Raw genomic sequence first — 23,283 nt, 5'->3', positions numbered from 1 at the left:
TCAGGCGTACGGGCTGTCGGCGCCCGCGGCGGCGGGCTTCGGGGCGCGGGCGGGGCAGCAGCCCACAGGGCAGACATCATGGCTCGGCCCCAGATCACCAAGGGCACAGGGCTTCACCTCGCGCCCGCTCTCGGTGGCGGCCCTCTCCACGACGAGCTCACGGATCGCGGCGGCGAACCGCGGGTCGGCGCCCACGGTGGCCGAGCGGCGCACCGGCAGGCCCAGCTCCTCGGCCTTGGCCTTCGCTTCCGTGTCGAGGTCGTACATGACCTCCATGTGGTCCGAGACGAACCCGATGGGCGCCATCACGACGGCCGGAACACCGGCGCCGTGCAGCTCCTCCAGGTGATCGCAGATGTCCGGCTCCAGCCAGGGGATGTGTGGGGCACCGGAGCGGGACTGGTAGACGAGCTGCCAGGGGTGGTCGGTCCCGGTCTCCTCGCGCACCGCGTCGGCGATCAGCCGCGCGGCGTCCAGGTGCTGCTTCACGTACGCACCGCCGTCGCCGTGGTCCTCGACGGGACCGGAGGTGTCCGCGGAGGCGTTCGGGATCGAGTGGGTCGTGAAGGCCAGGTGCGCGCCCGCGCGGACGTCCTCGGGGAGGTCGGCGAGGGACTTCAGGACGCCGTCGATCATGGGCTGGAGGAAGCCCGGGTGGTTGAAGTAGTGCCGCAGCTTGTCCACCCTCGGCAGCTCCAGTCCCTCGGCCTGAAGCGTCGCGAGCGATTCGGCGAGGTTCTCGCGGTACTGGCGGCAGCCCGAGTACGAGGCGTACGCGCTGGTGGCGAGGACCAGGATGCGTCGGCGGCCGTCGGCGACCATCTCGCGCAGGGTGTCCGTCAGATACGGCGCCCAGTTGCGGTTGCCCCAGTAGACCGGCAGGTCCAGGCCGTGGTGGGCGAAGTCCTTGTGGAGGGCGTCCAGCAGGGCGCGGTTCTGGTCGTTGATGGGGCTGACTCCGCCGAACAGGAAGTAGTGCCGCCCCACTTCCTTGAGGCGTTCCTTGGGGATGCCGCGGCCCCGCGTCACGTTCTCCAGGAACGGGACCACGTCGTCGGGGCCTTCGGGGCCGCCGAACGAGAGCAGGAGGAGGGCGTCGTACGGATGGGCATCGAGCGCGTCGGGCATGTCATTGATCCTGCCACTCGTCACTGACAGTCGGGAAACGGCGGTGTGACGGGGCGGAATGACGGGCCGGCAGCGGCATACACAGGACCCTCGGGCCCGTAAGCTGTATCGGCCGCATTCACGCCTTACCGGATCCTCACCGGAGCCCCCGTGCCCAGCCCCTACCGCGCCCTGTTCGCCGCCCCAGGCTCCACGGGCTTCTCCGTCGCCGGTTTCCTCGGCCGGATGCCGCTGTCGATGATGGGCATCGGCGTGGTCACGATGATCTCCCAGCTCACCGGGCGCTACGGCCTCGCGGGCGCCCTCACGGCCACCCTCGCGCTGTCCGCGGCGGTGATCGGTCCGCAGATCTCGCGGCTGGTGGACCAGTACGGTCAGCGTCGTGTGCTGCGGCCCGCGACGCTGTTCGCCCTCGCCGCGGCGGCCGGGCTGCTGCTGGCCGCGCACTTCGGCTGGCCGGACGGAGTGCTGTTCCTGTGCTCGGCCTGCATCGGCTGCGTACCGAGCATCGGCGCGATGACCAGGGCGCGCTGGGCGTACCTCTACCGGGACAAGCCCGAGTTGCACACCGCGTACGCCTTCGAGTCCGTCGTCGACGAGATCTGCTTCATCTTCGGTCCGATCATCTCCATCGGTCTGTCCACGGTCTGGTTCCCGGAGGCCGGGCCGCTCCTGGCGGGCTGCTTCCTGGCGGCCGGTGTCTTCTGGCTGACGGCCCAGCGCGCCACCGAACCCACGCCGCATCCCCGCGAGCACCACACCGGCGGCTCGGCCCTGCGCGCTCCCGGGCTGCAGGTCCTGGTGGCCACCTTCGTGGCGACGGGAGCGATCTTCGGCGCGGTCGACGTGGTCACGGTCGCCTTCGCCGAGGAAGAGGGCCACAAGGCCGCCGCGAGCGTCGTACTGGCCGTGTACGCGGCGGGCTCCTGCGTGGCGGGAGCCGCCTTCGGACTGCTGCGCTTCATGGGGGCGCCCGCCCGCAGATGGGTACTGGGCATCTGCACGATGGCCGTGAGTATGATCCCCCTCCTACTGGTCGGAAACTTGCCGTTCCTGGCCGTGGCGCTGTTTGTCGCGGGCCTGTCCATCGCGCCGACGATGATCACGACGATGGCCCTCGTCGAACGGCACGTACCTCGCGCGAAACTGACCGAGGGGATGACCTGGGTCAGCACCGGTCTTGCGGTCGGGGTCGCGCTCGGCTCCTCCGTGTCCGGCTGGGTGATAGACGCCGCCGGGGCGCGGGCCGGGTACGGGGTTCCGGCGGTCGCCGGGGCCGTCGCGGTCGCGGTCGGTTTCCTGGGGTATCGCCGGCTCAGCGGGCCGGTTCCGCAGCGGGGAGGGACCCATGAGCAGCACAGCGAGCGGGAAGACCGGCACGTGGCGTAACTGGGCGGGCAATGTCTCGGCCCGTCCCGTACGGGACGTCACGCCCGCCTCTGTCGAGGAGCTCGCCGCCACCGTGCGCCAGGCCGCCGAGGACGGGCTGAGAGTCAAGGCTGTCGGCAGCGGGCACTCCTTCACGGCCGTCGCCGCTACCGACGGTGTGCTGATACGGCCCCAACTGCTCACCGGCATCCGCAAGATCGACCGCGCGGCGGGCACCGTCACCGTGGAGGCGGGCACCCCGCTGAAGCGGCTGAACGTGGCCCTGGCCCGCGAGGGACTGTCGCTCACGAACATGGGCGACATCATGGAGCAGACGGTTTCCGGCGCGACGAGCACCGGCACTCACGGCACCGGCCGTGACTCTGCGTCGATCGCCGCCCAGATCACGGCACTTGAACTGGTCACCGCCGACGGCTCGGTCATCAACTGCTCCGAGAAGGGGACCGAAGAAGAACGCGCTGTCTTCGCGGCGGCCCGCATCGGACTCGGTGCCCTGGGTGTCGTCACCGCGATCACCTTCTCCGTAGAGCCCCTTTTTCTGCTCACGGCCCGTGAGGAGCCGATGACCTTCGACGAGGTCACCAGCGCCTTCGACGAACTCCACGCGGAGAACGAGCACTTCGAGTTCTACTGGTTCCCGCACACCGGCAACTGCAACACCAAGCGGAACAACCGAAGCGCGGGCCCGGAGAAGCCGGTCGGCAGAATCAGTGGCCTCTTCGAGGACGAGTTCCTTTCCAACGGCCTCTTCCAGGTGGCCAATTCGGTGGGTCGTGCCGTGCCCGCGACGATCCCGGCGATCGCGAAGATCTCCAGCCGGGCCCTTTCGGCCCGCACGTACACGGACATTCCCTACAAGGTCTTCACTTCCCCGCGCCGAGTGCGCTTCACAGAGATGGAGTACGCCGTCCCCCGCGCGGCCCTTGTCGAGACGCTGCGCGAGCTGAAGGCCATGATCGACCGCTCTCCCCTGCGGATCAGCTTCCCCGTGGAGGTGCGCACCGCGCCCGCCGACGACATCACGCTGTCCACGGCATCGGGCCGGGACAGCGCGTACATCGCGATCCACATGTACAAAGGCACGCCGTACCGGGCGTACTTCACGGCCGCGGAGCGGATCTTCACCGCGCACGAGGGGCGCCCGCACTGGGGCAAGCTGCACACGCGCGAGGCGGAGCACTTCGCCGAAATCTATCCGCGCTTCGGCGAGTTCACCGCCCTCAGGGACCGGCTCGACCCGGACCGGCGCTTCGGAAACGACTACTTGCGGCGGGTGTTGGGGACGTAATCGCGCCACAGAGTCGCGCCATCGCCAACTGCACGAGAACGAGAGGACCTCGGAGGAGACTCAAGAGGAACTCAGAGCCGGAACAATCAACTTCGATCGTGACGATCGCGTGAAGATCGCCACGCACCGTGGTCACCGGAACGGTTTCCCCGGTGACCAACTCCCGACCCCCGCGAGAAGTTGGGCGGCGTGCCGATCCACGCAGGTGGCCCGAATGGAGTACTGTTGCGAGCCCTGGGTCCGGACACCCGCCAGGGCGTCCGGGGCCTTCCAGGACCGCCGTGAGGGGGCTCGTTGCACAGGGTGACGGAGTATGTCACTTAGCGTTGCGAATAGGTAACCGTGCCATAACGGCGATCCAGGGCCAGCGCCCGACACGCCGGGCAACTCGGCAAGGTTGTGGCAGGCTGCACCCGGGCAGGCCACACTCGACTAGCGGAAGCAGCGACGCACGTGACGTCGGCAGGCACCACCCGGGAGGTCCCCATGCCCGAACTGCGTGTCGTGGCCGTCTCTAACGACGGCACACGGCTGGTGCTGAAGGCTGCGGACAGCACGGAGTACACGCTTCCGATTGACGAGCGTCTGCGCGCCGCCGTACGCGGCGACCGTCCCCGCCTCGGCCAGATCGAGATCGAGGTGGAGAGCCATCTCCGCCCCCGAGACATCCAGGCGCGTATACGCGCAGGCGCCTCCGCCGAAGAGGTCGCCCAGCTCGCCGGCATCCCCGTCGATCGCGTACGCCGCTTCGAGGGCCCCGTGCTCGCGGAGCGCGCGTTCATGGCGGAGCGGGCCCGCAAGACCCCGGTCCGCCGGCCCGGCGAGACCACCGGACCCCAGCTCGGCGAGACGGTGCAGGAGCGGCTGCTGCTGCGCGGCGCCGACAAGGAGACCGTGCAGTGGGACTCGTGGCGCCGTGACGACGGCACCTGGGAGGTCCTGCTGGTCTACCGGGTCGCGGGTGAGCCGCACTCGGCGAGCTGGACGTACGACCCGCCACGGCGGCTCGTACAGGCCGTGGACGAGGAGGCGCGCTCGCTGATCGGCGAGTCCGACGACGACCTCGCCTCGCCCGAGCCCAGCTTCCCGTTCGTGCCGCGTATCGCCCGGCTGCCGCGCGACCGCGAGCACCCGATGGACCGCGCCCTGGAGCGCCAGACGGAACGTCCCGTCCTGCCGGCCCAGTCTCCGGAGCCCGAGGAGGAGAGCATCAACGGTGAGCGGGACTCGCTCACCAGCCTCCTGGAGGCGGTGCCCAGTTTCCGCGGCGACCTGGTGGTGCCCGAGCGCCCCGCCCCGACCACGGAGATGCCGGCGGAGGAGGAGCCCGCCCCGGAGCCCGAGGCGGAGGAGCCCCCGGCTCCCGCGGCCTCGGCCGGTTCGGCGTACGCCGATGTGCTCATGCCGCGCTCGGTGGGCAGCCACCGTGACCGGCTCGTCGGCTCCACCGACCGGCAGGCCGAGGCGGACGGCGTCCGCCCGGGCCGAAGAGCAGCGGTGCCGAGCTGGGACGAGATCGTCTTCGGGACGCGTCGCAAGAAGCAGGAATAGGCAGCGGAAGATGTACGCGACTGGGGCTCGCACCACTTCGGGGCGAGCCCTTTTCGCTACCGGGCGCCTCCTGTGGGCCGGGGCCGGTCTACTGCGGGTCGGGACCCGTCGCGACCGGGCGGCTCCCGTCCGCCGACCACTCCGACCAGGAGCCCGCGTACAACGCGGCCGGAATGCCCGCGACCTCAAGGGCGAGGATCTCGTGGGCGGCGGAGACTCCCGAGCCGCAGTAGACGCCGACTTCACAAGTGCCGGTCGCGCCCAGGGACTTGAAGCGCTCGGCGAGTTCGGCGGCCGGGCGGAAGTGGCCGGATTCCGTCACGTTCTCCGTGGTCGGCGCCGAGACGGCGCCGGGGATGTGACCGCCGATCCGGTCGATCGGCTCGACATCGCCCCGGTAGCGCTCGGCGGCGCGCGCGTCGAGGAGCAGGCCGGTGCGGGCCAGGGCGGCGGCTCCGTCCGCGTCGAGCAGCGGCAGCGCGCCGGGCGACGGCAGGAACGTACCGGCGACCGGAGACTGGGTACCGGCCTCGATCGGGCCGTCCCAGGCCGCGAGTCCGCCGTCAAGGACACGCACCGACTGGTGACCCGTCCAGCGCAGCAGCCACCAGGCGCGCGCGGCGGCCCAGCCGAGCCCGCCGTCGTACACGACGACGTCCCGGTTCGCACTGACTCCGGCCGCCTGCATGGCCGCCCCGAAGACCTCCATGTCCGGCAGCGGATGCCGCCCGCCCGCCCCCGCCGGAGCTGCGAGTTCCGAGTCCAGGTCCACGAAGACGGCACCCGGAATGTGCCCCGCCTCGTACGCGGGACGCAGGTTCGGGCCGCCCAGTTGATAACGGATGTCGAGCACCGCCGGCGGCTTCGGTCCGGCCAGGGCGTTCGCGAGTTCGGCTGCGGAGATGATGGCGTTCATGGCCACCATCCTTGCGCACGGGGTGGCCGCATCGTCCAGGTCCGGCTACTCTGCCCGCCGACCCGAGCACACGGCGTACGGGCCTGGACACAGGCTGTACAGCCGATGGACACCACCAGGCAACCGCGGGGATACGGATGGGACACAGCAAATCGGGCATCCTCCAGCCATGCGCCGCCGACTCGGCGCGCGGCGGCTGTGTGCGCGTTCGGAAGCGGAAGTGAAGCTGCCGGCGCTCTTAGGCGCCGAGGAAAGAGTGACGATGACCGAGGCACGGGGACCGGCCGGCCTGAACGGCACCGCACACACGCCCGGCACACCCTGCTGGGTGAGTCTCATGGTGCACGGGATGGCCGCGACCCAGGAGTTCTACGGAGCACTGTTCGGCTGGAAGTTCCAGCCCGGTCCCCAGCAGCTCGGCCCGTACGTACGTGCCGTGCTCGACGGCCATGAGGTGGCCGGGATCGGGCAGTTGCCGCCCGACCGTCATCTGCCCATCGCCTGGACGCCCTACTTCGCCTCGGACGACGTGGATCTGACGGCGGAAGCGGTACGGGCCTGCGGCGGCACGGTCGGCGTCGGCCCTCTGGACGCCGGGGATGCCGGCCGTATGGCCATCGCCTCCGATCCCTCGGGCGCCGTCTTCGGCATCTGGCAGATCGCGGCCCACCTCGGCACGGGCATCACGGAGGTGCCCGGTACGCCCACCTGGAACGAGCTGGTCACACGCGACTCCGCGAGCGTCGCCAAGTTCTACGACACGGTCTTCGGCTACGAGGAAGAGCCGGTCGCCTCCGCGGACTTCGACTACATCACGCTGCACATCGAGGGCCGCCCGGTGGCCGGCATCCGCGGTGTGGGCCACGCCCTGCCCCGCGACCGGGGCCCGCACTGGATGACGTACTTCGAAGTCGCCGACGTGGACGCCTCCCTGACCGATGTCATCGACCTGGGCGGCCACGTTTTGAAAACGCCCCGCGACACCCCGCACGGCCGCATCGCCACGGTCGCGGACCCGGAGGGGGCTGCGTTCGCCCTCGTACGCACGAGCCACTGACAACGACTGCGTTTTCCACGCCGCGTTCTGGGCGGCGAGAGCGAGCTCTCCCCAAGTGATCGACGACTCGGGCGACTTGGTCGGCCTGCTCCGGGCCGGCAACTGCGCCTCGTCCGCGGTCACACAGTCCGCGCGTCCCCCGTGGGAGAGATGCTGCACGAGGTACGCATACACGTCCTGGGTACGTTGACAGGCGTCTGTCGACATGTTGCTATGAGGCGCTGCTCAGCGGACCTGCGTCGCGTCGCATGCCGCTCGGGCAGCGGATCGACGGCCGCTTGACCGGGGGCGGCGCCCCCGAACCCAGAGCGAGGACCCATGCCGCAGCGCGCCGCGACCATCGTCGGCGGCGGGATCGGCGGGCTCGCGGCGGCCGTCGCCCTGCATCGCCGGGGCTGGCGCGCCGAAGTGCTGGAACGGGCCCCGGAGTTCACTGAGATCGGCGCAGGCATCTCCCTGTGGCCGAACGCGCTGCACGCGCTTGAGGTGCTCGGCCTGGCCGACGCCGTCCGGGCACTCGGCGCCGTCGAGGCCACAGGCGGCGTACGCGACCGCCGGGGCCGCTGGCTGTCCCGTACGGACAACGCGGAGCTGGCGCGCCGCTTCGGCCATCCCCTGGTGGTCCTGCATCGCGCGGATCTGCTGCGGGCGCTCACCGAGGCGCTGCCCGCCGACAGCCTGCGGCCGGACAGCGAGGTGTACGCGGTCCGCGACGACGGCGACCGCCTGGTCGTCGATCACCGTGGGGGCGTGTCCCGGCCCGACCTCGTGGTCGGCGCCGACGGGCTGCGCAGTGCGGTCCGCCGCGCCCTGTGGCCCGACGCGGCCGGCCCCCGGTACGCCGGCTACACGGCCTGGCGCATGGTCACCGAGCCCCTCGCCGAGCCACCCTCCGAGGGTGCGGCGACCTGGGGCCGCGGGGAGAGGTTCGGCTACACGGCGCTGCCGGGCGGGCGGATGTACTGCTTCGCGACCGCGTCGCTGCCGGCGGGAGCGGCCTCCGGCTCGTCCGAGTACGCCGAACTGCTGCGCCGGTTCGGGTCCTGGCCGGATCCCGTCCCCACCCTGCTGGCCGCCGTCCCCGCGGACGCGGTGCTCCGCCACGACCTGTACGACCTTCCGACGCTGCCCACCTTCGTCCGCGGCCCGGTCGCGCTGCTGGGCGACGCGGCTCATGCCATGACCCCCAATCTGGGCCAGGGCGCGTGCCAGGCGCTGGAGGACGCGGTCACCCTCGCCCACTGCCTCGACGGCACCTCGGACGTGGCCGCCGCGCTCCGCTCGTACGACGTGCTGCGCCGCCCGAGGACCCAGGCCATCACGCGCCGCTCCGCCCGGCTCGGCGCGGTCGGCCAGCTGTCGTGGCCGCCCGCGGTGCTGCTGCGCGACACGGCCGCCCGGCTGACGCCGACGCGGGCGACGCTGCGTTCCATGGCGCCGGTGCTCGGCTGGACCGCGCCCGGTGACCGGGCGACCGCGACGGAGAGCGAGAGCCGCTGATGCCGGACTGGACCTATCACCCGCTGCGCGGCGCTGCCGCCGCAGTCCTCGGCCGACGCCGTTCGCAGCGAACCGCGCTGCGACTGCTGGCCTGGATCGGCTCCCGTCCCGCCGGCGCGCGGCTGATCGCCCGGGGGTTCGGCCACCGCCATCCGCCAGAGCGCCTCGCCGGAGAGATCGCCGGCGTGCCCGTGACCGTCCGTCTCGGCATATCCGTCCCGCCCTCGCTCGCCCGCGAAACGGTACGCGCCATGCCCCCGCTCGGGGTCGGTGTCGTCGAGGTGGCGCCCGTCTCGGCGGCCGACTTGGAGACCGTACGCGAGGCCGCTGCCGGCCGCTCGGTCCCGCTGGTCGTCCGCGCCGGCGACCCGGAGGCCGAGGCCGCCCTCAAGCTCGATGTCGACGGGTTCACCAGCGGCGACGACCCGCACGTGGTCCAAGTGTCCGACCCGTCCGTCACCGCCGCGGCAGCCGCGCTCAAGGAGCCGGGCACCGTCGTGCTCGCCCGGCCGGGGGTGCTCCTCGAGGCCGGACCCGGATGGTTCGCACGGGTCACCGAGACAGCCACACCCACCGCTCCCGCTCCGCGGCTACGCGACGTCGGCCGCGATCCCCGCCGCTGGCCCGCCTGGTGGTGGGCGCTGCTCGTCGGGCTCGGTATGACGGGCGCCGGACTCGGCGCCGCGGTGATCACGCTCGGGCCGGTGCTGCTCTGGTACGACCGCGACTACCTCGGCATGACGCTGCACGAACTGCATGCGGCCAACCACCACCTCGTGCACTTCCTCCAGCACGACCGGATCACCATGGCCGGCACGATGGTGGCGATCGGCGCCCTCTACTCCGGCCTCGCCGTCGGCGGGATCAGACGCGGCTGGCCCTGGGCCCGCGAGGTGTATCTGCTCTCGGGAGCGATCGGCTTCCCCACCTTGTTCTACTTCCTGGCCACCGGCTTCGTGGAACCCCTGCACACGGCCACCGCCCTCGTGCTGTTCCCGATGTTCGTGGCCGCGGTCCGCCGGGCCCCGCACACTCCGCGGTGGCGCCTGGTGCCCGAGGGGCCGGAGCCGGAGCGCCGACGGGCGCTGGCCGGCCAGCTGCTGCTGATCGTCACGGGAGCGGGGCTGTTCGTCGGCGGAGCGGTGATCTCGGTGGTCGGTCTGACCGGTGTCTTCGTGCCGACCGACCTGACCTTCCTGGGCACCAGCACGCAGACGCTGGAAACCCTGAGTCCCCGGCTTGTGCCGTTCGTCGCCCACGACCGGGCGGGGTTCGGCGGCGCCCTGATGGCCGCCGCGGTGGCGATCACTCTGCTCAGCGCGTGGGGCTGGCGGCGGGGTGAGGCCTGGGTGTTCTGGACCCTGACCGCGGCGGCGGCCGCCGGCTTCCTGCCGGCTGTCGTGGTGCACGGCGCGATCCGCTACACCGACTTCATCCACCTCGCGCCGGTCTACTTCGGCATCGCCATCACCGGCACCGGTCTGCTGCTCGCGCGTCCATACCTCTGTGCCAAGGCGTCGGCGAGGCCTGGACGGCCGTAACCCGCCGCGCCAGGCCACGCATGAGCCGCACGTCCGCAGCGGTCACGAGTTCGGAGTCATCCATGGTGCGCCACTGTCCCTGGGCTCCGCGAAGCCGTCGAACCATTTTCCAGGGACGAGGATCGGAGCAACCAGCTTCACAACGCCCGAAGTTGGGCCGCTGGACGCCGCACGGCGTCGAGGTCGCCGGGGCGCCTCCACTCGAACGGCTGGGCCCTCGGGACGATCCCGAGGGCCCAGCCCTGCACTTCCCTGCACTACAAGGAAGTGATCCGCTTCTCGTCGGCCAGAGGTCAAGTGGCGCTGACCGGCAGCACGTCCGGCGACAGTGCCGCGGCCCGCGACGCAGCGCTCGTCATCCGCCTGCGGTGGTGACGCCGGCACGGCACCTCGTACCCGACCTCCGCCGCCGACTTGACCACGTCGCCCACGACGACCTGCTCCGCCTCGACGACCTGCTCCCCCTCGACGACCATCTCTCCACCCACGGTGCGCGCATTGTGCGTGGCCCGCTCACCGCACCAGCACATCGCCTCGACCTGCAAAGTCTCCACCCTTGCGCAGCATCGTCGCGGGGATCGCGGGCCGTCGACCGTCCGGGCTGTTGACCGCGTACAGCAGCTGGGCCCCGCGCTCGTCCGCGATCGCCTCCAATTCCTCCCGCAGCGCCAACTCCTCTGCCGTACGGGCCCGGTGGAGCAGCGTCAGGTGTCCGGGCGCGGCGGGCAGCGTCTCGAACAGCGCCCGGAGCGGCGTGATTCCCGCTCCGCCGACGAGCAGCAGCACCTTGCCGCGGCCGCGGCGGGCGGCTGTCATCGCCCCGTACGGGCCCGCCCTCCGCCCCCACGCGGGGGCCCGACCGCAGCCCGGCCAGCGCCGCGCTGTGCCCGCCGCGTTCACCAGCCGGTCGGCGGTGGTAGCGGCGACGGCGGGGGCGTTCCGCCACCACAGCCACAGGACGGCGGCGGCACCCGCCCAGGCGAGCACCAGCAACGGTGCCGCGGGGGAACGCCGGGGGCGTATCCGGCGGTTGGCCTGCCGTCTCCCGCCCGGCCGTGCTGGAGCGTCGCCAAGGCCGCACTTCCCTCTGCTTGCCTTGTGCCACGGCACCGTACACCGGCCGGTTGGCTGAAAATCGTGAGGCAGGGCGATGGCAGCGGCAACCGCCGCGGCAGCCCAAGGAGATCCACTCGGGTTGGTCCTCCCCTCGTGCGGCCCGGCCGACTCGCGCCCTTCTGCTCAACATCCCTCTCTCGTAACGTCATCACAGTTTGAAGTGGTCATGACGAAGGAAGGGATTTCATGGGCAGAGGTCTGCTTTCGCTGGTTCTCACCGCGGTCACCGGTGCCGCGTTACTCGCTGCTCCACAGGACGCTGCTCCACAGGACGCTGCCGTTCCGGCGGCCGCGGCGCCGGTCGCCGGAACGCCGCCCACACCGCCCGACGTGTACCGGCCGGTCCGTGGACCGGCCGCCCCGGCCGAGTACCGCTACCTCCAGAAGACCCTGCCGGGAGAGTCAATTCCGCGCCACGCCCACGACCTCGCCGCGGCACAGGCGCGCGAACTGCCCACCGCCGGCGGGCGTTGGAAGGCCGTCGGGCCCACCAACATCGGCGGGCGCGTGGTCTCCCTCGCGCTCGACCCCCAGCGCGCCGACACCCTGTACGCGGCGGCCGCCAGCGGCGGGCTCTGGCGCAGCACCGATGCCGGAGCGACGTTCCACTCCGTGTGGCCCGACAGCTGGACCCAGGCCATGGGCGCAGTCGCCACCGCGCCGGACGGCACCTTGTACGTCGGAACCGGTGAACCCAACCCCGGCGGCGGAAGCATCACGTACGAGGGGACGGGGCTGTACCGCAGCACCGACGGCGGCGCCCACTGGAAGCCGCTCGGCCTGCGCGACTCCGGAGCGATCAGCGCCATCACCATCGACCCCGCCAACCCCCGCCGCATCTACGTCGCCGCGGCCGGATCGCTGTACAACGGCGGCGGCGACCGGGGCGTGTACCGCTCGGAGGACGGCGGCGCCACCTGGGAGCGGATCCTCGCGGGCGCCAACGAGTTCACCGGCGCCACCGAGATCGTCGTCGACGGCGACCGGCTCTACGCCGTGCTGTGGGACCACCGCCGCCGCCCCGACCTGCGGACGTACGGCGGTGTCGGCTCCGGTGTCTTCCGCAGCACGGACGGCGGCGAGAGCTGGCAGCGGCTCGGCGGCGACCTGCCCGCCCGGGGTCCCGACGTGGGACGTATCGGTCTCGGCGTCGCGGGCGACCGGCTCTATGCGATCGTCAACAAGTCCAACGGTTCCTTCGAGGGCTTCTACGCCTCCACCGACGGCGGCAACAGCTGGAACCGCACCCCCGCCAACCAGGCCCTCACCGACTCGCAGTCCACCTTCGGCTGGTGGTTCGGCAAGGTGTGGATCGACCCCCGGGACACCGAGCACGTGCATGTGGCCGGGGTCGCCCTGCTGACCACGAAGGACGGCGGCGACACCTGGAGCGCCGACGACACGAGCATGCACGTCGACCACCACGCCATGGTGTGGGACCCGCGCCGCCCCGGCCGCGTCTACCTCGGCAACGACGGCGGCGTCTACCGCTCCGACTCCGGCGGCGACGGCGGCTGGGTCAAGTCCCGCCACCAGCCGTACACCCAGCTCTACAGCGCGGCGATCAGCCCGCAGGACGTCTCCAGGATCTCGGGCGGCGCGCAGGACAACGGCTCGCTGCGCTCCTGGGGCGGGGAGAAGTTCAACGAATACCTCGGCGGCGACGGCGAGGAGAACCTGATCAACCCCACCGACGTGGACAACGTCTTCGCCTGCTACCAGTACGGCAACTGCTTCCGCTCCACCGACGGCGGCGACACGCTCACGTACTTCGCCGACGCGACCGCCTATCTGCGCCGCAACTGGTTCACCCCGGTGGTCTTCGACCCCCGCGACCCGAAGGTCCTCTACTACGGCTCCGAAGTGCTCAACCGCTCCACGGACGGCGGCGTGACCTGGCAGCCCATCAGCCCGGACCTGAGCGGCGGCCCGGGCTCCGACCCCCTCTACACCAACTTCGGCACCATCACCTCGATCGCCCCGGCGGGCGACGGACGCACGGTGTACGTGGGCACGGACGACGGCCGTGTCTGGGTCACCAAGGATCTCGGGGCGACCTGGACGAAGCTGGCCGAGGGGCGCCCCTGGGTGACCCGCGTGGTCGTCGACCCGAAGAACCCGAACCGGGTCTGGACCACACACTCCGGCTACCGCTCCGGCTCCCCGCTCCCCCATGTGTACGGCAGCACCGACGGCGGCAGGCACTGGCGGAACCTGTCGGGCAATCTCCCCGCTGCCCCCGTCAACGACCTGGCCGTCGCGCGGGGCGGTCTGCTGTACCTCGCCACCGACCAGGGCGTGTTCACCAGCGTCACGGGCGGCAGCCGCTGGCTGCGCCTCGGCCGCGGCATGCCGCAGGTGCCGGTCGACGACATCGAGTACGACGCGGGGCACCGCCGCTTGGTGGCCGCGACGTTCGGCCGGGGCTTCTACGAACTGACCGCTCCCTGACCCGAATCCCCTCCGGGCGTCCCGAGACCGGACGAGCGGACGCCCGGAGGGCCCGCCACCAGCGAGCGGGACGCCCCCGGCGGGACGGGCTTACCGCCGCAGTTCGGGACCGTGGCCCGAGCCGATGCCTTCGTCGTCGCAGCCGACCCACATCGAGAGGTCGTACGGCGTTTGCGGGATGAGCACGATCTCGGACGGCGCGGGACCCGGCGTCGACTCCTTCGCCGCCGAGCCCTCCCGCAACAGGTCCAGGTCCTCCCTCAGGCGGTCGGCGTCCTCCTGTACCCGGCGGACGTCCAAGACGTCCCCGAGGCGGGTCTGCAGCCGACCAACTGATAGGACGAGGTCGATGAGAGCGTGCCGGGCGATGGCCAGTTCGTCGTGAACGGACACGGGGCCGCCTCCCTCCGGACAAGTTCGTGACAGGGCGTTCCGTGGACTGGTATGACGCAGGAGAGCGTCATAGGCCCATGGTGTCCGGGGCGACGACCGCGCACATGGGCCGTCAGGCCCTTCGGAAGGGGCCGAACAGCATGGGAGGGAGGCGCCGTTCGGGTTCCTCGGTCGGGCCACCGGGCCAGGCGTCACCCGGACCGACGGCGGATTGCCGCGACAGGCGCCGCATGCCCGGCGCGTGCCCGCCCGTCCCCAGGCGCGTACATACGCCAGCGTCGGCAGCCGCGGAGGACAAAGTCGAGATCGAATAGCTCCGCCAGCTTCCGGTAGGGCGGACTACCCGCCTTCTGCCGCATCTGCCGCAGGCCCGCGGCGAACACCGGTAACAGGCCGTCCCCCGAATCCAGCGGTCGCTCTCTGCGTGGCATCGCCGCACCTCCCCGTAGCCCGTTCATCGAGGTCAGACCAGGCACAGGCCAGGGCGTTTGCGATCACTCCGGAGCTGTCCGATGGTTGTTGGGGACCTTCATACGGCGTGAGCGGAGTGGTCTCTCGCAGGGCCGACGCGCCCGCCAGGGGTTGTCGTGGAGCCGATCGGACCGGGTCCGAAGCCGTGGGCGGTTCATCGCGTCTCTCCCCTCTCGGAAATCCGCAGGCCAGGAAGCCCATCAGAAGACCGCACGCTCTCTCAGGACCCGGAGACCGCAGAAGCACATTTCCGTAAGTGCGGCCCCACTGGCATCCGATGCAGAGGCCTGGCGCAGCAGTTGCGCTACAGAAGGGACAACACCATGAACACACGACTCACAAGAGCGGCCTTCGCGCTCGGTGCGGCCGGGCTGCTGGGACTGACGGCGGTGCCCGCCACGTCGGCCGGTGCGGCGCAGAACGCAGCGCAGAACAACGCCACAGTCACGATCTTCCACGGCATCCCCGGGGCGACCGTGGACATCTACGCCAACGGCAAGAAACTGCTGTCCGACTTCACCCCAGGCTCGCTGAGTTCTCAGCTCTCCCTGCCCGCCGACTCCTACGACATCAAGATCCTCAAGGCCGGGGCCTCCTACTCCGGCACTCCCGTGGTGCAGAAGACGGTCGAGGTGTCCAGCGGCACCAACGCCAGCCTGACGGCCAACCTGAACGCCAAGGGCCAGCCTGCGCTGAACGCCTTCCTCAACGACACGTCCAATGTGCCGGGGGACAAGTCGAGGCTGATCGTGCGGCACGTGGCGGCCGCGCCCGCGGTTGACGTGCGGGCCGACGGCACTCCCGTCTTCAAGAACGTCGAGAACCCGCAGCAGAAGCAGGCAGACGTCCCCGCCGGGTCGGTCAACGCCGATGTCGTACTGGCCGGCACCACCACTGTCGCCATCGGACCCGCGAAACTCGACCTCGCACCGGGCGCCAGCACCGTGGTCTACGCGTGGGGCAGCGCCGACGCCAACAACCTCGCACTCAAGGTGCAGAAGCTGAGCGCTTCCGGATAGCCCCTGGCCCGATCTACACCACCCTGCCCAAGGCCCGACCCGCCCACAGCCGCGACGCGGACACCCACACCCGCGTCCGCCACTACCGCATCGTCGACGCCACCACCGTAGAACTCCTACGCGAGCTGATCACCGACCCCACCCGCGAAGACAACCGGGCCACGGTTGGGTGGCGGGGTCCAGCCGCGCGATGAGGGGCCTCAGCACCCCTGTTCGGCCTCGGCTCAGGGCAGTCCGGAGGCTCCACCGATCCCGGAGTCAGCGGTTCACTCTGACCTGCGCCTCAGCTTCTGGGTGTCAAGAGGTCGCAGGTTCAAATCCTGGCGTCCCGACTTGCGGAGCAGCAGGTCAGAGGCCGTATCGGGGCATGCCGATACGGCCTCTTGGTCATTCCTGGGGACCAGTCGGGGACCAACGGTCAAGGCGGCTCAGGGCCGGGCGAAGTCGAACCGGGCCTGCTCGCCCCGCCCGTGAAGCTGCTCATTCGAGTGAGTGTGCTGCTGCCGCGGACGGGAGGGACCGGCCGGTGAACGGCCGCGGCGGCCGGGCGCGTCCACATACGGCGTGCCCGGCCGCGGCTGTCAGCGGGCCGTCACTGCCAGGGCGACGAGCCGGTCCCACACCTGTGGCTGGTACGCGTGGATGACCGGGCGCGGTTCACCGTCCGGCCAACCGAAAGCTATGCCTGGATTGTGATAGCTCGTCCCGTCGACCAGGAAGAGGTGCGGGCTGCCCCGGACGGCGTCCGTGGCCGATATCTCCCACTGCGTGAACAGCGCTCGGCGGTTCGTCCCCGAGCGCAGCGCGTCGTCGAGGGCGTCGCTGTCCACCAAGGAGCAGCGACGGGCGACGGCGATCAGTTCGGAGTGCACGCTGACGCACCGGGATTCGGAGTAGAAGGCGGTGCGCAGCGCCTCGTCGAGCTGATCGCTGCCCTCCAGCCCACCGATCCGGGGATCCTTGGCGGCCTGGACCGCCTCCATGGCAGGCAGCGTGGTGTCCGGGTACGTGGACGGCGGTGCCTGCCACCCCGTCCAGCCCAGCGCCGGTTCCCGTTCGGCCACCGCGGCCACCTCGGGGTCCAGGATCTCCTTAGGCGTCGGCCTGGAGTTGAACAGCTCCAGGGGGAAGGCCCGGTGGTCGATGGCGAGCGGGGCCTCCGCCCGCCTGATGGCCCTCCTCAGGTGGTGCAGGGCCAGGGTGGCCCACGGGCAGCCGATGTCGGAGTAGACCACCACGGTGCCGTCCGCCGCCGCGAGGTGCGGTACGTCGGGCGTACGCCCGACCAGGGGCTCGGTGGACGGCTTCGGTGCCGCGAGCGGGGTCATCGGGCGGCCAGGGCTGGATCGGCTGGGGCGGGCCGGGCGAAGGTCCGGTCGCAGTAGACCAGTGGCATCCCGCCGCCGGTGTGGGCCGCCTCCGCGCGGCCGATCAGGATGCTGTGGTCGCCGCCGTCGGCGATGTCGTGCATCGAGCAGGCCAGCCGGGCCGACGCCCTGGGCAGGCCGGGCAGCCCGAGTTCGCACGGCGCCATGTCACCCGCGGCGAACCGGTCGGTGCCCGACTTGGCGAAGCGCAGGGCGACATCGGACTGTTCCTCGGACAGCACGTTGATGAGGAAACGGTCGGCCTCGAGGAACGCCTGGTGGGTGCTGGCGGCCTTGTCCAGGCACACGAGGACCAGCGGCGGACTGAGGGACAGGGAGCTGAACGAACTCGCCGTGAACCCCCAGGACTGCCCGGACGGGCTGACGGTGGTGACGACGGTGACGGGGCCCGGGACACGGGCCAGGGCCTGGGTGAAATCGGTGGTGTCGAGAGGCATCGGGTCTCCACTCCTTCTGGCGGTCGGCCGTACGCGGGGCCCGGGCGGGCCGCCGTGCCGCGGGGCGGCGGCCCGCCCGCCCGGACCGCGGGCTGGGGTCAGACAAGTGCGGGGCTGGCGTCCGGCGTCTCACCTCCGTCGGCCCGCGGTGCGGCGCCCGCTCCGCCGACGGGCCGGACGCTCGGCTCGGCCTCCAGCCAGACACCGCTCGGCGTGCCGAAGACCGGGTCGTGACCGCGCCCGTCGTAGATCACCTCGCCGCGGCGCACGGTGACGTCGGGGCGTCCGGTGAAGGTCCAGCCCTCGTAGGCCGACCAGCCGCACTTGGCGTGCGCGTCGGCGGCGGACATGATCCAGATGGCTTCCGGGTCGAAGAGGGCCAGGTCGGCGTCGTATCCGGGCGCGACACGGCCCTTGCGTCCAGCGATGCCGAACAGCTCGGCGGGCCGCTGCGAGCTGAAGCCGGCGACGCGGGTCATCACCTCGTCCAGGGGCATCTCCGGGAACCGGCGGCGCATGCCCGTGAAGACCGCGGTGACCAGTTCCTGCACGCCGGGCAGTCCGGGCGGCGAGTCCTGTACGGACCTCGACTTCTCCTCGATGGTGTGCGGTGCGTGGTCGCTGCCGATCGTGGCCACCGCCCCGTCGACCAGGCCCCGCCACAGCCGGCTCTGGTCGGCGACGGTGCGGATGGCGGGGCTGAGCCGGATACGGGCGCCCAGCCGCTGCGTGTCGTCGGCCGAGAACGACAGGTGATGGGCCGTCACCTCGTGGGTGACGGGCAGTCCGGCGTGGTGCGCGGCCCGCAGCAGTTCGGACTCCTCGGCGGAGGAGACGTGCACGACGTGCACGGAGGTGCCGTGCCTGCGGACCAGTTCGATCACCTTGGCCGCCGCCACGATGCCCCCGCTCCGCGGCCGGGAGGGCTCGTAGTCGCCGTATCCGGCCGGGGGGCCCTTGAGGTCGTCCAGGAGGGAGAAGACCGCGTCGTCCTCCGCGTGCAGCACCAGCCTGAGGCCGCGCTCCGCGGCGATCGCGAAGATCCGGTCGAGAACCAGCGGGTCCCGGATGACGTGCGGAGCCGTGTGGTGGCCCGTCATGAAGACCTTGACGGACGTGGCCTCGCGGGGGGTGAGCCGGTGCAGGTTCTCCACGGTGGACTCGGTGACACCGAAGTGGAACCGGTAGTCCACCAGCGACTCGCCGTCGATCAGCGCGGCCTTGCCCTCCGCCTCGCCGGGATCGGTCAGCGGCGGCTGGGTGTTGGGCATGTCGATGACCGTGGTGACACCGCCGGCCGCCGCCGCACGGCTTCCGTGGGCCCAGTCCTCCTTGTACGTCAGACCGGGCGTCCGGAAGTGGACGTGCGAGTCGATCGCGCCGGGCAGCAGGTAGCGGCCCTGGGCGTCGAGGGTACGGCGGGCGAGCGGCGCGGCCCCGCTCGCGGTGACCGCGGCGATACGCCCGCCGCGCACGGCGACCCCGGCGCCGACCACCCCCTGTGGGGTGACCACCCGCGCGTTGGTGATGTGCAGGTCGAATCCGTCGGCCGGCACGGCGCCCGGCCCTGTCGTGGTCGAGGTCATGTTCTCCGCCTTGCTGTCGTTCACCGGGCCCATCCCGCGCTCACCAGGTCCCGGCACAGATCGTTGGTCGGGCCCATCAGGCCGACGGCACGTGCGTCGCGTGCCAGCTTGTTGAGCTGGTGGCCGCGCAGGAAACCAGCGCTGCCCAGCAGCCGCAGGGCCTCCTGGCACACCTCCTCCGAGACGGTGGAGGCTATGACCTTGCTGTACAGCGTGGTGGTCCCCGGGTCGTCCGCGTCCTTGCGGCCGGCCCGCTCGACCAGGGCCCGCGCCGCCTCGACCCGGGCGCCGAGGTCGACGAGCCGGTGCCGGGCGGCCTGCTGCCGGGCCAGGCCCCGGCGCTCGGCGTGCGCCATGACCAGGCGGTAGGCGGACTCGGCGATGCCGGTCGACACCGCGCCGAGGGTGGCGCCCGACTCGCGGACACCGGCGATGATGGACGTCGCCCGGCCGACCGGGCCGAGGACGGAGCCGGAGTCCACCTGGCATTCGTGCAGTTCCACGAAGCCCGTGGCGGAGGCGCGCATGCCCACCAGGTCCATGCCGGTGTCGGCGACCAGCCCCGGAGTGCCGGACTCGACGAGGAAGAAGGTCTGCCCGTCGCTGCCGTAGGTGCTGTCCGTGTCACCGGGCTCGGAGGACTGGGCGAGCACCAGGTAGAGCTGGGCGATCCCGGCTCCGGTGGTGAACGTCTTGGCGCCGTCCAGCACCCAGCCGTCACCGCTGCGCCGGGCCTTCGTCGACAGGTTGCGCTTGTCCGCTCCGGCGCCGCTCTCGCTCCAGGCGGAGGCGGCGATCCACTCGCCGCTCGCCAGCAGGGGGAGGTAGCCGCCCCGCTGCTCGACGGACCCCCACTCGCCGATCCTGGCACTCACCGCGTAGTGCTGGAAGAGGATGATGGCCAGGGACGGGTCGGCCGCCGCGACCAGTTCGATCAGCCGGTTGGTCAGGACCGCGTCACCGCCGAGGCCCCCGTGTTCCACCGCGATCGCGGCACCCAGGATCCCGGAGGAGCGCAGGGCCGCGAAGACCTGCGGCGGCAGTTCCCCGGCCTCGTCGGCCTCCGCGGCCGCCGCGCGGACGACGTCCAGCAGCGGGGCGTAGCGCTCGGCGAGCTCCTCGTGGGAGGGAACGGGCGTCAGACTGTCAGTGGCAGGCATGCGGAGTCCTCCTGGTATCGGTAGTCGCGCAGCGGGGTGATGTCCGCCGGGCTGGTGAGACGGGCCAGCTTGCGGCTGACGCTGACCCACTGGAGTACGTCGTCGGAACCGTCGCCGGAGCCGTCTGGCGCGGGGGTGACGAACGCCTTGGCGGCGGTGTCGCCGGAGGCTGTGGCGATCTCGACCACGCTGTCGTTCAGCCCGGCCTGCCGGGCCAGCCGCGCGGGCAGCGCACCGGGGACCCCCGCGGCCGCCGCCAGGCAGATCGTGCCGGTCAGGGCCACGCTGGGGTGCCATTTGGGCACGGACACGGCACGCACCGTCAGGCGGCCCGGCTCGTAGGCGCCGAGGGCGGCGACCTTCGGGAAGGCCCCGCTGCGGGGCCAGTGGAGCATGTCGGCCGCTGCCTCGCGGATCCGCAGCAGGCGCTCGTACACCTCGTCGCCGGCGCCGAACAGCTCCTGCTCACCGGTGATGCCGAGCTCCCGGGCATCGACGAAGACGTACGGGTTGCCCATGGAGACCAGCGACGCCTCGTACACGCCGGAGTCGGTGGGTAACTGGTCCGTGGGCCGGCCGGTGAGCAGCAGGTCCCGCATCCGCACGCCGGCGTCCTGGAGGAAGTGCACCGTGAAGCTGCCGCTGCGGCGCCGTGCCTCGTCCACCTCGCAGACCACGTGGTCGCCGTTGTTGAGCACCCGCACCCGAACCCGCCCGCCGGGGGCGAGCCGGGGCAGCCAGCCCCGCTCCTCGGCGCAGACCACCGAGGCGAGGATGGAGTGGCCGCAACTGCCCCGGAAGTCGAAGCTGTCCAGGGCGTCGGGCAACGCCTGGACGAACCGGTAGTCCAGGTCGAACAGCGGGTGGTCGGACGGGGACACCAACGCCATCTTGAGGACGTGCGCCTGGCCGTTGCCGGCCAGCCACTCGCGGGCCACCGTGAGCACGGGACGCAGCTGGGCCTCCTCGCCCGGCAGCCGTGTGGCGTCCAGTACGACGGTGGGAGTGGGGGCGCCTTCCACGTGCGCTATGTGGCCGATCACTTCAGCCCCTCCAGAGCGCGTTCGCCGGTGGTCACGGACGCGGGCGGTCCGCAGAACTGCTCGAGCCACAGCTCGTGGACCATCAGCGACCAGATGGCCATGGCCGCCTGGTCGTTGGGGGCGCTGGCCTGGGTCTCGAAGAGGGCGTCGACACGCTGCGGGTCGAGCTGGCCGCGGCTGCGCAGCCGGTCGGCGGACAGCGCGTCGCGGGCGAAGTCCATCAGCGGCTGGCCGGGCCGCAACATGGCGGTGATCGGCAGGGTGAACGGCTGCTTGGGACGGTTCAGCACGGAGTCCGGCAGCAGGCCCTCGGCCGCCGAGTACAGGACCTTCTTGCCCTTGCCGGGCGCGATCTTCAGATCCCGCGGCAGGGAGCGGGCGTACTGGACGACGCTGGGCTGGCAGAACGGCAGCCGCACCTCCACGGAGGCCGACATGCTCAGGTGGTCGACGCGGCGCAGGTGGTAGGCGGGCAGGCGGCTGCCGATCTCGAAGTCCGTCAGGACCTCCAGGGTGTCGCCCGGCGCGGCACGCAGGTGCTCCGCGATGAGGTCGGAGGACGATCCACTGGCGGAGACGAAGGCGCTGTACTCCGGGGAGTACAGGGATTCACGCAGGGACTTCGGCACGGCGGCCAGCGCGTCGACGTACGGCGTCACCCAGTCGGTGCCGGACGGGGCGCTCACCGCCTTCCTGATGCGGTCGTAGCCGCCGAACAGCTCGTCGGCCGCGTCTCCGGTGAGGGCGACCTTGAAGCGCCCGCGTCGCGGACCGAGGCGAACAGCGCGTAGGTGCTCAGAGTGATCGGGTCGGCGTTGGGCTGGCCCAGGTGCCAGACCACGTCCGACAGCAGGGACGGGAACGACGCAGGGTCGAGCTCGATCTGGTGGTAGCGCGTACCGCAGCGCTCGGCCACTTCCCGGGCGAACGCGCGCTCGTCCGACGGCCAGGTTCCGCGGTAGGCGATGTTGAAGGTGTGGAGGTCACGGACCTTCTCCGCGGCCAGGGCCGTCACGAGGCTGGAGTCGAGTCCGCCGCTGGTGATGGTGGCGACGGGTACGTCGGCCAGGGTGAGCCGGTGCACCTCGTCCCGCAGCCGGTCGCGCACCTGCTGTGTGGCCTCCGCCTCGTCGGCGGGCGTGCCGACGGGCCGGGTCACCTCGCGGCGGGTGATGTGCAGACCGGCCGAGAGGGTGACGCGGGCGGTCGCCGCGGGCGGCAGCACGCTGATCCCCTCGAACATCGTCTGCTCGCCGAACGGCGTCCTGGTCGCCAGATAGGCGTCAAGACCGGCGTCCCAGGGACGCGCGGCGACGTTGCGGAAGGACAGCAGCGCCGGCAGCTCGGAGGAGAAGTACAGGTGCCGCGAGGAGGCCTCCCAGTGGTAGTAGAGAGGCTTCATGCCGACGTCGTCGGCCGCGAGGACCAGGGTCGGCTCGTCGCGCAGGTCGACGAGGGCGACGGAGTACATGCCGTCGAGCTGCTCGGGGAACCGCATCCCGTACTCGGCGTAGAGGGCGGGGATGACGGAGCCGTCGCAGGTGTCCGCAAAGCGGTGGCCCTTGGCGGAGAGCCGGTCCCGCAGCTCCTGGTGGTTGTAGATCTCGCCGTTGAACACCGCGACGATGTCCTCGCCCAGCCGGTACGGCTGGTCGCCACCGTCGAGGTCCATGATCGCGAGTCGGTTGTTGCCCAGTGCCCATCCGGCACCGGCGGCCTGGGTCTGCGCGTCGGGGCCGCCGTGCCGCTGGAGCGCGGCGACGGACTTCAGTTCGTGGGGGGTCGCTTCGGCATCGAAGTGGCCGAATATCCTGCACATGACTGGATCACCGAACCTTTGGAAATGGCT

The 23,283-nt window shown here is 71.5% G+C and carries 18 protein-coding genes and 2 pseudogenes; 8 read left to right on the top strand and 12 right to left on the bottom strand.

What is annotated here, in order from left to right:
- Positions 1-1,128 carry a ferrochelatase gene (locus tag ACFYO0_RS30080; protein WP_388682337.1) on the bottom strand — a complete coding sequence of 376 codons (1,128 nt, stop codon included), beginning with the start codon at positions 1,126-1,128 and terminating at the stop codon, positions 1-3.
- Positions 1,129-1,278: 150 nt separating this feature from the next.
- On the opposite strand from ACFYO0_RS30080, the gene ACFYO0_RS30075 reads away from it, so the two are divergent.
- The 3 genes from ACFYO0_RS30075 to sepH all read left to right on the top strand — a co-directional run bounded on the left by ACFYO0_RS30075 (position 1,279) and on the right by sepH (position 5,356).
- Positions 1,279-2,517: an MFS transporter gene (locus ACFYO0_RS30075; RefSeq protein ID WP_388682335.1), complete on the top strand. Its 1,239-nt coding sequence runs from the start codon at positions 1,279-1,281 to the stop codon at positions 2,515-2,517.
- Positions 2,477-3,805 (top strand): D-arabinono-1,4-lactone oxidase, encoded by a 1,329-nt coding sequence (locus ACFYO0_RS30070; RefSeq protein WP_388682333.1) that lies wholly within the window; start codon positions 2,477-2,479, stop codon positions 3,803-3,805. The genes ACFYO0_RS30075 and ACFYO0_RS30070 overlap by 41 nt, the downstream gene beginning before the upstream one ends.
- A gap of 486 nt (positions 3,806-4,291) precedes the next feature.
- The gene (sepH, locus tag ACFYO0_RS30065) at positions 4,292-5,356 is read left to right on the top strand and encodes a septation protein SepH (RefSeq protein WP_388682331.1); all 1,065 of its coding nucleotides are present in this window, start codon (positions 4,292-4,294) and stop codon (positions 5,354-5,356) included.
- Between the two features lie 88 nt (positions 5,357-5,444).
- On the opposite strand, the gene ACFYO0_RS30060 is transcribed toward sepH, so the two are convergent.
- Entirely contained in the window at positions 5,445-6,272 is an 828-nt protein-coding gene (locus tag ACFYO0_RS30060; protein ID WP_388682329.1) for a sulfurtransferase, read from the bottom strand.
- Between the two features lie 262 nt (positions 6,273-6,534).
- Between ACFYO0_RS30060 and ACFYO0_RS30055 the strand changes: the two genes are divergently transcribed.
- The 3 genes from ACFYO0_RS30055 to ACFYO0_RS30045 all read left to right on the top strand — a co-directional run bounded on the left by ACFYO0_RS30055 (position 6,535) and on the right by ACFYO0_RS30045 (position 10,370).
- A complete protein-coding gene (locus ACFYO0_RS30055) occupies positions 6,535-7,329 on the top strand; it encodes a VOC family protein (protein WP_388682327.1) in 795 nt (264 codons plus the stop codon).
- Positions 7,330-7,647: 318 nt separating this feature from the next.
- Entirely contained in the window at positions 7,648-8,829 is a 1,182-nt protein-coding gene (locus ACFYO0_RS30050) for an FAD-dependent monooxygenase (RefSeq protein WP_388682325.1), read from the top strand.
- Positions 8,829-10,370 (top strand): hypothetical protein, encoded by a 1,542-nt coding sequence (locus ACFYO0_RS30045; protein WP_388682323.1) that lies wholly within the window; start codon positions 8,829-8,831, stop codon positions 10,368-10,370. The genes ACFYO0_RS30050 and ACFYO0_RS30045 overlap by 1 nt, the downstream gene beginning before the upstream one ends.
- A gap of 293 nt (positions 10,371-10,663) precedes the next feature.
- Here ACFYO0_RS30045 and ACFYO0_RS30040 read toward each other — a convergent pair.
- Together ACFYO0_RS30040 and ACFYO0_RS30035 are read right to left on the bottom strand one after the other, a co-directional pair.
- Positions 10,664-10,927, bottom strand: a pseudogene (locus ACFYO0_RS30040) (thymidine kinase); the annotation flags it as partial.
- Positions 10,926-11,262, bottom strand: a pseudogene (locus tag ACFYO0_RS30035) (ferric reductase); the annotation flags it as partial. The pseudogenes ACFYO0_RS30035 and ACFYO0_RS30040, both read right to left, overlap by 2 nt.
- Before the next feature lie 410 nt (positions 11,263-11,672).
- Between ACFYO0_RS30035 and ACFYO0_RS30030 the strand changes: the two are divergent.
- Complete coding sequence (locus ACFYO0_RS30030; protein ID WP_388682321.1) at positions 11,673-13,937, top strand: WD40/YVTN/BNR-like repeat-containing protein; 2,265 nt, start codon at positions 11,673-11,675, stop codon at positions 13,935-13,937.
- Positions 13,938-14,027: 90 nt separating this feature from the next.
- Here the strand turns inward: ACFYO0_RS30030 and ACFYO0_RS30025 are convergent, their stop codons facing one another.
- Positions 14,028-14,330 (bottom strand): hypothetical protein, encoded by a 303-nt coding sequence (locus ACFYO0_RS30025; RefSeq protein ID WP_388682319.1) that lies wholly within the window; start codon positions 14,328-14,330, stop codon positions 14,028-14,030.
- A 794-nt stretch (positions 14,331-15,124) separates the two neighbouring features.
- Between ACFYO0_RS30025 and ACFYO0_RS30020 the strand changes: the two genes are divergently transcribed.
- Positions 15,125-15,820, top strand: a complete 696-nt coding sequence (locus ACFYO0_RS30020; RefSeq protein WP_388682317.1) for a DUF4397 domain-containing protein — start codon at positions 15,125-15,127, stop codon at positions 15,818-15,820.
- Between the two features lie 581 nt (positions 15,821-16,401).
- On the opposite strand, the gene ACFYO0_RS30015 is transcribed toward ACFYO0_RS30020, so the two are convergent.
- The 7 genes from ACFYO0_RS30015 to ACFYO0_RS29985 form a co-directional block, all read right to left on the bottom strand.
- Entirely contained in the window at positions 16,402-17,148 is a 747-nt protein-coding gene (locus ACFYO0_RS30015; protein ID WP_388682315.1) for a DsbA family protein, read from the bottom strand.
- Complete coding sequence (locus ACFYO0_RS30010) at positions 17,145-17,645, bottom strand: flavin reductase family protein (RefSeq protein WP_388682314.1); 501 nt, start codon at positions 17,643-17,645, stop codon at positions 17,145-17,147. The genes ACFYO0_RS30015 and ACFYO0_RS30010 overlap by 4 nt, the downstream gene beginning before the upstream one ends.
- Positions 17,646-17,743: 98 nt before the next feature.
- Positions 17,744-19,255 carry a dihydroorotase family protein gene (locus ACFYO0_RS30005; RefSeq protein WP_388682312.1) on the bottom strand — a complete coding sequence of 504 codons (1,512 nt, stop codon included), beginning with the start codon at positions 19,253-19,255 and terminating at the stop codon, positions 17,744-17,746.
- Positions 19,252-20,391 (bottom strand): acyl-CoA dehydrogenase family protein, encoded by a 1,140-nt coding sequence (locus ACFYO0_RS30000; RefSeq protein ID WP_388682310.1) that lies wholly within the window; start codon positions 20,389-20,391, stop codon positions 19,252-19,254. Before ACFYO0_RS30000 ends, ACFYO0_RS30005 begins: the two co-directional genes overlap by 4 nt.
- Positions 20,370-21,434, bottom strand: a complete 1,065-nt coding sequence (locus tag ACFYO0_RS29995; RefSeq protein ID WP_388682307.1) for a PrpF domain-containing protein — start codon at positions 21,432-21,434, stop codon at positions 20,370-20,372. Before ACFYO0_RS29995 ends, ACFYO0_RS30000 begins: the two co-directional genes overlap by 22 nt.
- Positions 21,431-22,153 carry an asparagine synthase-related protein gene (locus ACFYO0_RS29990; protein WP_388682690.1) on the bottom strand — a complete coding sequence of 241 codons (723 nt, stop codon included), beginning with the start codon at positions 22,151-22,153 and terminating at the stop codon, positions 21,431-21,433. The genes ACFYO0_RS29995 and ACFYO0_RS29990 overlap by 4 nt, the downstream gene beginning before the upstream one ends.
- Positions 22,117-23,253, bottom strand: a complete 1,137-nt coding sequence (locus tag ACFYO0_RS29985; protein ID WP_388682306.1) for an asparagine synthetase B family protein — start codon at positions 23,251-23,253, stop codon at positions 22,117-22,119. The genes ACFYO0_RS29990 and ACFYO0_RS29985 overlap by 37 nt, the downstream gene beginning before the upstream one ends.
- Positions 23,254-23,283 lie beyond the last annotated feature (30 nt).

Origin of the sequence: Streptomyces sp. NPDC006365 (assembly GCF_042870755.1) — a bacterium.
Classification (GTDB): domain Bacteria; phylum Actinomycetota; class Actinomycetes; order Streptomycetales; family Streptomycetaceae; genus Streptomyces; species Streptomyces xiangluensis.
The sequence above is the reverse complement of the archived record's forward strand: the minus strand, read 5'-3'. Positions and strand labels throughout refer to the sequence as shown.

What these genes read in the sequence shown, in the direction of transcription:
- ACFYO0_RS30080 (WP_388682337.1), bottom strand. Translation starts at nt 1,128, where the DNA reads ATGCCCGACGCGCTCGATGCCCATCCGTACGACGCCCTCCTCCTGCTC.
- ACFYO0_RS30070 (WP_388682333.1), top strand. Translation starts at nt 2,477, where the DNA reads ATGAGCAGCACAGCGAGCGGGAAGACCGGCACGTGGCGTAACTGGGCG.
- sepH (WP_388682331.1), top strand. Translation starts at nt 4,292, where the DNA reads ATGCCCGAACTGCGTGTCGTGGCCGTCTCTAACGACGGCACACGGCTG.
- ACFYO0_RS30060 (WP_388682329.1), bottom strand. Translation starts at nt 6,272, where the DNA reads ATGAACGCCATCATCTCCGCAGCCGAACTCGCGAACGCCCTGGCCGGA.
- ACFYO0_RS30055 (WP_388682327.1), top strand. Translation starts at nt 6,535, where the DNA reads ATGACCGAGGCACGGGGACCGGCCGGCCTGAACGGCACCGCACACACG.
- ACFYO0_RS30050 (WP_388682325.1), top strand. Translation starts at nt 7,648, where the DNA reads ATGCCGCAGCGCGCCGCGACCATCGTCGGCGGCGGGATCGGCGGGCTC.
- ACFYO0_RS30045 (WP_388682323.1), top strand. Translation starts at nt 8,829, where the DNA reads ATGCCGGACTGGACCTATCACCCGCTGCGCGGCGCTGCCGCCGCAGTC.
- ACFYO0_RS30030 (WP_388682321.1), top strand. Translation starts at nt 11,673, where the DNA reads ATGGGCAGAGGTCTGCTTTCGCTGGTTCTCACCGCGGTCACCGGTGCC.
- ACFYO0_RS30020 (WP_388682317.1), top strand. Translation starts at nt 15,125, where the DNA reads ATGAACACACGACTCACAAGAGCGGCCTTCGCGCTCGGTGCGGCCGGG.
- ACFYO0_RS30015 (WP_388682315.1), bottom strand. Translation starts at nt 17,148, where the DNA reads ATGACCCCGCTCGCGGCACCGAAGCCGTCCACCGAGCCCCTGGTCGGG.
- ACFYO0_RS30010 (WP_388682314.1), bottom strand. Translation starts at nt 17,645, where the DNA reads ATGCCTCTCGACACCACCGATTTCACCCAGGCCCTGGCCCGTGTCCCG.
- ACFYO0_RS30000 (WP_388682310.1), bottom strand. Translation starts at nt 20,391, where the DNA reads ATGCCTGCCACTGACAGTCTGACGCCCGTTCCCTCCCACGAGGAGCTC.
- ACFYO0_RS29985 (WP_388682306.1), bottom strand. Translation starts at nt 23,253, where the DNA reads ATGTGCAGGATATTCGGCCACTTCGATGCCGAAGCGACCCCCCACGAA.